Origin of the sequence: Sulfitobacter sp. 1A12779, from assembly GCF_043557315.1 — a bacterium.
GTDB classification, from domain to species: Bacteria; Pseudomonadota; Alphaproteobacteria; order Rhodobacterales; family Rhodobacteraceae; genus Sulfitobacter; species Sulfitobacter faviae.
On the sequence record NZ_JBIFFU010000049.1, the window covers coordinates 1 to 7,268 of the forward strand.

The 7,268-nt window shown below is 57.6% G+C and carries 7 protein-coding genes and 1 pseudogene; 2 read left to right on the plus strand and 6 right to left on the minus strand.

Going from position 1 to position 7,268, the window contains the following annotated elements:
• Positions 1–14 precede the first annotated feature (14 nt).
• Positions 15–380 carry a hypothetical protein gene (locus tag ACGYLQ_RS20345; RefSeq protein WP_394444599.1) on the minus strand — a complete coding sequence of 122 codons (366 nt, stop codon included), beginning with the start codon at positions 378–380 and terminating at the stop codon, positions 15–17.
• Between the two features lie 438 nt (positions 381–818).
• On the opposite strand from ACGYLQ_RS20345, the gene ACGYLQ_RS20350 reads away from it, so the two are divergent.
• Complete coding sequence (locus tag ACGYLQ_RS20350; protein WP_394442426.1) at positions 819–1,307, plus strand: hypothetical protein; 489 nt, start codon at positions 819–821, stop codon at positions 1,305–1,307.
• A gap of 866 nt (positions 1,308–2,173) precedes the next feature.
• Here the strand turns inward: ACGYLQ_RS20350 and ACGYLQ_RS20355 are convergent.
• The 5 genes and pseudogenes from ACGYLQ_RS20355 to ACGYLQ_RS20375 form a co-directional block, all read right to left on the minus strand.
• Positions 2,174–2,449, minus strand: a complete 276-nt coding sequence (locus tag ACGYLQ_RS20355; protein WP_394444601.1) for a hypothetical protein — start codon at positions 2,447–2,449, stop codon at positions 2,174–2,176.
• A 72-nt stretch (positions 2,450–2,521) separates the two neighbouring features.
• Positions 2,522–3,748: a type II toxin-antitoxin system HipA family toxin gene (locus ACGYLQ_RS20360; RefSeq protein WP_394442420.1), complete on the minus strand. Its 1,227-nt coding sequence runs from the start codon at positions 3,746–3,748 to the stop codon at positions 2,522–2,524.
• Positions 3,749–3,750: 2 nt separating this feature from the next.
• Entirely contained in the window at positions 3,751–4,026 is a 276-nt protein-coding gene (locus ACGYLQ_RS20365) for a helix-turn-helix domain-containing protein (protein WP_394444603.1), read from the minus strand.
• Positions 4,027–4,223: 197 nt separating this feature from the next.
• A pseudogene (locus ACGYLQ_RS20370) lies at positions 4,224–5,158 on the minus strand (IS1595 family transposase).
• A 173-nt stretch (positions 5,159–5,331) separates the two neighbouring features.
• Entirely contained in the window at positions 5,332–5,577 is a 246-nt protein-coding gene (locus ACGYLQ_RS20375) for a hypothetical protein (protein WP_394444605.1), read from the minus strand.
• A 506-nt stretch (positions 5,578–6,083) separates the two neighbouring features.
• Here ACGYLQ_RS20375 and ACGYLQ_RS20380 point away from each other — a divergent pair.
• Complete coding sequence (locus ACGYLQ_RS20380; RefSeq protein ID WP_394444607.1) at positions 6,084–6,686, plus strand: hypothetical protein; 603 nt, start codon at positions 6,084–6,086, stop codon at positions 6,684–6,686.
• Positions 6,687–7,268 lie beyond the last annotated feature (582 nt).

A 7,268-nucleotide genomic window follows, 5' to 3' on the forward strand; every position in this document is an offset into this window, starting at 1 on the left:
CGCAGACGGACTGATCAGCTCGGCCGTCGAAAGCGCCCGGCCAGCCGCGAGTTACACCACGCTATGGGGCATGATCTTTCGGCACCTGCGAGGAAGGCTTCTTTCCTTGTCTTATAGGGATGTGCATCGCGGGTCCCTATTGCATCTGGTTGTCCAGTTGGAACGTTTTTGAAATAGATATCTGCGACCCACCCGCCGTTCATCTTCTGGAGCCGGAAGTCAGCGAGGTTTTGAGCATTCATGTGTGGGGGAAGGAACGGCTGGGGGATATCATAGATGGCTCGGTTCGCCGTTTTGAGGGCGTCTAAGATATAGTTGAGCATGATGCGTTCGCCGGTGGCATTGAGGTCCAGGGTGTTGAGCGAAGAGGTAGCAGCCATGGGGTATCTCCTTTTGGGCTTGCGGTTCGGGATGCAGCGAAAGCGCTGTATTGAGGAGTTGGGATCGCTTTCTTTGGGGCGGAAACGCGCGCGTTAATTTTTTGCGGCGCGCTGAATATGGCTTTTGGAATGGTTTGGTCTTTCGGTCTCCTTTGTAGGCGGGGCAGGGCGGTGCCCTGCAGGGTTTAGAAGGGATATCGGAACGTTTTTCGGGGGACGGTTGCCGAATAGTGCATTTGGGGCAAATTAGTTTGGCCGGCGCGCAGACCCACGCCTCTGCACGTTGAAAATACTTATATTTTATAAGTGGTTGATGCTGTTCTGGGGCTGATCACCCTGCGCGTCTTTTTGTGGACGCGCAGGTCGTTCAGCCTCTCCTAAATCGAGAAGGAGGCGGGCTGCGTGCCATTCACCCTTCTTAGAAAGAAAGACCTTCATATGACCAATAAGACAAGTATTCCCGGCCCTCAGATTTCAGCGCTACTGCTGTTTCGCCGCTTAGCCCCTACATGTGCTGAGGAGTTGTCGAAGCAGATGCACCGCGCAGGTATTCACAACTCAAATGATGTTGTAGATGTCCTTGCCACTGGACTCAGGGCCTTTGCGCGCAAGCATGATATTTCTTCGGCAGTGGTGTTTTCACAAGCGTGGCCGGAGGCGCTGAGTGTTCTTAAGAACAGCCGGAGTGAGGAGGATTGGACGCGTCTTTTGTCGCAAGAGGCAAGCGCGTTTAAAGCGCCGCCCCGTCAGATTAGCGAAGCGGGTATGCAAATGTTTCGGGTGCTTGAGGTCGCAATGGAGACCATGCAGATGGCGCCTCGCACGACCGTGGGGTTTGGTGTTTGGATTGTTACGGCTGTGGTCATTGGGCATTCGGGGCCGCTTGATGCAGACCTTAGCTTAGAAGAACTGGCGCATTACTTTTGATCTCGGGTCCTCCTCGGCCTTTGGGGTCGGGGAGGACCGGCCTGAGAACGTTTTTGATCAGCACTGTGAGTTGGCGCTGCGCATGAGGTGAGGTACATGAGACTTGTCTGCTGAGGGTGATCGCTTTCACCAGGCGTCGGATGTGAAGCACAGGCACATCGTAGAGCTGTGCTACATGTGTGAGAGAGCGTGCGTGATGCATTTCCGAGTAGGGACGGGCGGGGCTGGGGCGTCGCAGGCCCTCACAGCAGTCGCAGCGCTCTTCAAGGTGGAACACTCCGGCTTTGTCGAATTTGCCCGCAGGGTGCGAGAGGCGCACTTTGCGCCGGAAGGCTTCATGCGCAGCCGACAAATCAGTCGCTGAGTAGCCTCGCTCAGCGGCGATCGTTTCAATTATACTTTCTGGCATTGGTATCTCCTGTTCCTCGCCGAAGGAGGGCAGGGGCCCTTTTTGCGAAGCTCTCCAGAGCAAATAGGCACTGCTGGGGCTGCGCCAAAACCTCGGATGAGTTTTCTTTAGGAAGGGGCAAAGCCCTAACAAACCCTCCAAAACTGCCCGGCACGGGCTCTTTCAAGGGTTTCTTAATTCTCTTGATTCAAAGCCGCGTGTATTTTGGTTTGAGTGCAATCACTTACAGGATTCGTGACGCAAAATCCCCGCGTTCTGACGCAATTTCCCGGTGGTTTGACGCAAAATCCCCCCGTTTTGACGCAATTTCCCCCCATCGTGACGCGATTTCCCCGGGTGATATTTTGCGCGAAAAGCAAGACGAGGCAGAGCCGACCCCAGCCCCGTCGGTGAATGTTGATAGGTTTCTTTTGGATGAATGCGTCGGACTGAGAACCAAAGGTTCTGCTGCTATTCGCTAAAAGCCAGAAACCAAGAGATCCATGGCAGCAACGATCTCGTCGCGCCAAACCGACGCGTCACCAATGACAGAGCCGATTTGTGCGCCTAGGATAGCAACCAATTGCGACATGGCTATGATGTGCGGAACGCCATCCAGATGAATTGGCACATGCAGTTTTGGAATGATTGCGCCCCAGGCGGCGCGAGGGAAGACCCGAGCACAAAGAATATAGGGCGTCTCAATGCCAAGGTCTGTCTGAACACGACACACGATTTCCTCGCCATCGCGCATGCGGTGGATGTTTCCTTGTGTCGGCACCTGAATGTGCGGAGGGGGGTAACACCGTTGTCTCGCAACCCGGCCTTACGTGGCGAAGTAGCCGGCGATCTGCTTGGCGCGCCGCGACGGAACTCCGGCGGCGTCTGCGTGTCGCGGCCAGTCGGCGATGGCGGCGCGAACCGGATCAATGAGCGCGGCGATCGCTGCGGGTTTCATCCCGAGCGCCTGCCCGACTGCCTCTACATGCTTCCTGCCGGGCTGGCGCCCCTCTCCGGCGATGGCGAGATGGTGCTCGCCGCCGGGCCCATCGGAGAAGCTGACGTCGTAGGCCGGCGACAAGCGCCAACCGCCTCCAGCGTCCATCAGGAAGGCGTGGTTCTTTAGGTGATCATCCCGATTGTGGGCGAGGACGTTGAAGGCCATCCTGCGGAACATTTCGTCCTGATCTCCAGCATGCCGGGTGGTCCAACGCACCAGCTTATGCAGGTTCTCGTAATCGGTGGACGGCTGGCGGAAGTCGACGTCGAGCATGCCGGCGGCGGTATGCATATGCACCCGTCCGGCGCCTCTGCGGTCAAAGCGCTCAACGGCAAAGAAAGCATCGCCGCGCCCAGAGCGCAGCACCATCGTCCAGGGCATGGCGATACCGGCCGCCCGCGCCATCCTCGCGTAGGCCTCTTCCTCTTCGATCGCGGTCGGGCTGTCGGTTGTCGCCCGGTGCTTGATCAGCACCTGCCGTTCGCCGCGCTCCGGGGTTCGCCGATGGTCGCGCACGCGGCCGGTCTCCACATCGAGCAGGGCCACGAGTTTCGGCCGGGCGCCGGCAGAGCCGCCGGCCGCCGCGCGGGCCTTGCGGAGGTCCTCCACGGAAGCGTCTTCGGCCATGCTGGTCGCGAGATCGGCGAACCACTCGAGGTCGATGCTGTTCGGGCCGACCACGCGCTCTTCTGGACGATAGATGAGGGCGCCCATGCCGTGGGTGCCGACGATCGCCAGGCGGTCAACCGGGGTGATGGCGGTGCGACCGCTGCCGCGGCGCTCGAGTTCGCGGTCGATGAGCAACCGTCCCCAGCCGTCAGGGAGCGAGTCGCCGAAGACTCCGGGCAGGCCTTCGAAGGCGGCCGTATTACCGGTGCGATAGAGCCCGGCCAGCGTCTTGATGTGGTAGGGCGAGATCGGGAGCGGGGCTGCGACGAAAGAGGGGTCCCATTCGACCGCAGCGGAGCGGCGGGCGGAATCCCAAGCGATCTGTCCCACGGGGCGGACATCGTCCGAGTCGAAGGCGATATCGACGCGAAGACGGCGGGCCATAGTTACGAACTCCTGCGGGTGCGAGCGCGCTGTCGCGTCGTTGGCTTGTCGAGATCATCGAGACGAGTCGCCTCGACAGCCGGGAATAGGGTGCCGAAGCCAGCGATGGCGTCGAGCGCGTCGGCGAGGGCGAGCAGGCCGGTGAGGCTGATCTTCCCCTTCTGCTCGAAGACTTTTAGGGTCGCCAGAGGAACTCCGGACCGCGTGGCCAGGTCGCTCTGAGTTAGCCCAAGTGCGAGCCGGCGGTCGCGAGCAGCCGCGCGAACCCGATCCTGCATCTCGGACGGCGTGTCGAGGTTAAGCTTAAGGGTTATTATGATGTCCTTTATTCGGCTTTTTTGCCATTATGGATACTATATTGGTCGTTATCTTGGGGCAAGAAAGAAGTAGACCTGGTGCCCCGCACGCGATGACGCATTCCGTTCTTTGGGATCGCAGCAATGCGTGCTCTGTATGTCCCACGGAACGGAATGCGTCAGCATAACGGCCTACATAGGCCGTATTCCTTCGAGCGGCGGACTTGCTTGCCGACCGCCCTGTAGGAGGACGCGCATCTGGTCAACCGCTGGGATCGGACGCCAGATTGTTGTCGATTTCTCTCGTGCAACGCCGGCTCTCGTGTCCCATTGCTTGACCACTTCCCGAACGGGCTCACGGTGGTTCCACCGCCAGACAATCTCGTCGAGGTATCGCTGAAGGTGCTGCCTGCCAAGATTATGGTAGACCCCGACCAGGGCACGTTGCACCTGGGAGATCAATGCCTCGGCCGTGTTCACGTGCGCACCGGTCTGTGGATTGGCGTATTCTTTCTGGCTATGGATCACAGACTGATGGTCGGCCATGGTCTTTCCGAGTCCGATGTAGCTCTTGCTGCCATCGGTCATTAGACTGGTCGTTGCCGGATTGACCCATTCCAGAAGAACCGGCTCGAGCGTGGTCCGTTTGTCATCAGAAACGACCCTGGCCCGCGCCTGTCCGTCGCGAGAGGTCGCGACGATGTCCTCCAGAGGCAGCAGCTCACCATTCCGGTCGTCCATCATCTCTCGGATCGCATGCCCCATTTTCCAGGCGGTCTTCTGGTTCACGCCACGTAGCCGCGCGATCACGACCGAAGAGATCCTCTTGCCCGATGTCAGCACCAGGAACATCGCGGAAATCCAGACACGCAAGTCGAGCTTGGTGCTATGCGTCGGGGTCAGTGTGGTGACCGTGAACTGGAGACGGCAATCACGACACTGGTAGAGCCCAGGGCGGCATGTCTTGCCTCGTAGCGGCGACGAGGCCACCGACTCGCAGTGCGGACAGTGCCTGCCAGTTGCACCATATGATATTCTCCAGGAAGCGTCGCGCGTGCATCTCGCTCGGCATTCTCTTCCAGATGTCCGGGATCGACTTCAGTTCGGTGAGCATCAATGCTCTCCGTTCGTTCCGCCAGACAAGCAATGTTGGCTCGTAGGCTGTTTGACGAAGAAAAAACCGGGAGAATCGCGCAAAATACAGCAAAAGCGCGGAAAACCTAAGTTACACCAATACCTTGCAATATTCGCTACTTTTTATTGTGGATAAGCGGGTATTTTTATTACTTAGACCTGTCTGAACCGAGCCAGGCTGGGCCCGTTCTGTTCCAGATGACGGGCCTCATCGACAATGCCCTCTTTCGCTGATGCGATCCAGGCGGCGCGCTCGCGTTCAGTTCTGGTTTTTGCGATGCCAGCGTCGATCCAGTCTCGAACAACCTCAGCAATAGATTTGCCTGTGACTTTCGATTCCAATTCGAGGGCAGCTTTGCGATCCTGACCGATGTCGCGAATATTCAGTGGCGACGGCATGACAAACTCACTTGCATGTAGGCGCTGTACATACTGATACACATATAGCAACACGTCGTGTGGCGCTAGTCCGTTGATCGCGAAGCCCTCGGAAATATCGTCAAGCGGCTCGCTCGCACTTGAGCAGCGGAAAATCGATTGAGCGCCCCACCTACTGCAGGAGGTTTGGAGGACCCTTAGGGGCCTTGCTGATTTCCGGGGATGGCGGGCCTATGGTGCCTGCTCAGGACCCCGGGACGATTATGCCGGGATGTTGACCGTGCAATGCCGCGCCTGTTTCAAAACCGCTGCTGATTGTTGCGAGTGGCTGCGCATATTCTCAGTGCATGCAGGTCTTTTTGACAAGGCGGGTGTGACAGCCTTCGCTGTCGGACGTGTATTGGGGCCGGCGAAAAATTCTTTGCAGAAATGTCATTTTTCTATCTCCCCGGATTACCGCCCCCAAAACTTCGATCCGATGTTCCTGTCATGGGCACTTTCAACCCCGCCCATTTAAGGAGAACAAAATGTCTAAAGAAGTACCTCTCACCCAAGCGCTTGACGTCATTCCCCTCACCCTAAAGCCGTCTTCGTTTCCGCAACATGTCGTGGAAAAGTGGCGCCTGCTTGTAGACGCGTATCTTGGGAGTCCGTTAGAGGCGGACGAAGGTGACCTTTTGGGGATCGACATCGGGCACGTGCTTGTTAGCGCATCCGGATATCCTGCCTCGGAAGCTCAGGCCTTCTTTTTTCTTGAAGGGGGCGTCTGTGACGCGCGCGTCATGAACTTTCCGACCCGTAGTGCCGGAAACTGCGTTCTTGTCGAACGTGCTGTCGAGCGTAGCGTAGATATCGGTTCTATGTTCATGTTGTTTTGCCAGGTGGATTTCTCCAGCAGGCAGCTGAATACTCTTGTCTTCCGCGACTTCACTCTGATTTACGATGGTCTTACGGTGCAGGTGCAGGGTGCGCGCGACGTTTCTTCGAAGATGAAGCTGATCATCCATGAGGAAACAAACGGAAGAACTCCTGCGCAACTCAAGCAGGATATCGAACTGGGCCTCAATGGATTTGCGAGGGCCCGCGACGGACTTAGTCGTGTTAGGTTCACTGTAGATCTTGAGGCCTGACCACCCGGTGCCTAAGCCACTGCTATGATGCCGAAGTCTCGCCCCTTCTTCCGCAGGTTTTGCCGGGGAAGACGGGGGAGAGGCGACCTCAAAGGGGGATGGGCGGAGCTCCTGACAAGGCTTCGGCCGCCCCTCGAGAATGGGAAGCAGCGACACCTGCTGCGCAAAACGGAAGCAAGGGCAGGGGTCCTTTTTTCGGATTTTTGCAGTGCTGTCGGGCCCAAAAGTTGTCCCCTAAGGGGGCGAATGAGATTTTCATCCGGAGACTCCAAGCGGCTCGTAGTACTCCGTTTCGCGCTCTTTTGGGTGTTTGTGATTATCTCGCATAGAGCTTCGAGAATATTTTCGGCCTAAGGTCGGCGCCCATTTTGGGAAGGGGTTTGCCGGGGTCTATGTCCTTGGCATGAAGCAAGATACACCACTTTCGAAAGATGATCTGGTCAAGTTTTTTGGCCTGAAGCCGGTGAAGAACGACGACTACAGAGCGTTATCACGCGTTTTGAAGGCGCTCGGGATCCGTTTAGTTGGCGGCACAACACGGTGGTCTGTTGTGTGGAAAGCGCTTGGGCTTGCAGAGGCACA

Excerpts from the sequence above, each read along its gene's own strand:
- ACGYLQ_RS20365 (WP_394444603.1), bottom strand. The coding sequence starts at position 4,026 with ATGCAGGATCGGGTTCGCGCGGCTGCTCGCGACCGCCGGCTCGCACTT.
- ACGYLQ_RS20380 (WP_394444607.1), top strand. The coding sequence starts at position 6,084 with ATGTCTAAAGAAGTACCTCTCACCCAAGCGCTTGACGTCATTCCCCTC.
- ACGYLQ_RS20350 (WP_394442426.1), top strand. The coding sequence starts at position 819 with ATGACCAATAAGACAAGTATTCCCGGCCCTCAGATTTCAGCGCTACTG.
- ACGYLQ_RS20355 (WP_394444601.1), bottom strand. The coding sequence starts at position 2,449 with ATGCGCGATGGCGAGGAAATCGTGTGTCGTGTTCAGACAGACCTTGGC.
- ACGYLQ_RS20375 (WP_394444605.1), bottom strand. The coding sequence starts at position 5,577 with ATGCCGTCGCCACTGAATATTCGCGACATCGGTCAGGATCGCAAAGCT.
- ACGYLQ_RS20345 (WP_394444599.1), bottom strand. The coding sequence starts at position 380 with ATGGCTGCTACCTCTTCGCTCAACACCCTGGACCTCAATGCCACCGGC.
- ACGYLQ_RS20360 (WP_394442420.1), bottom strand. The coding sequence starts at position 3,748 with ATGGCCCGCCGTCTTCGCGTCGATATCGCCTTCGACTCGGACGATGTC.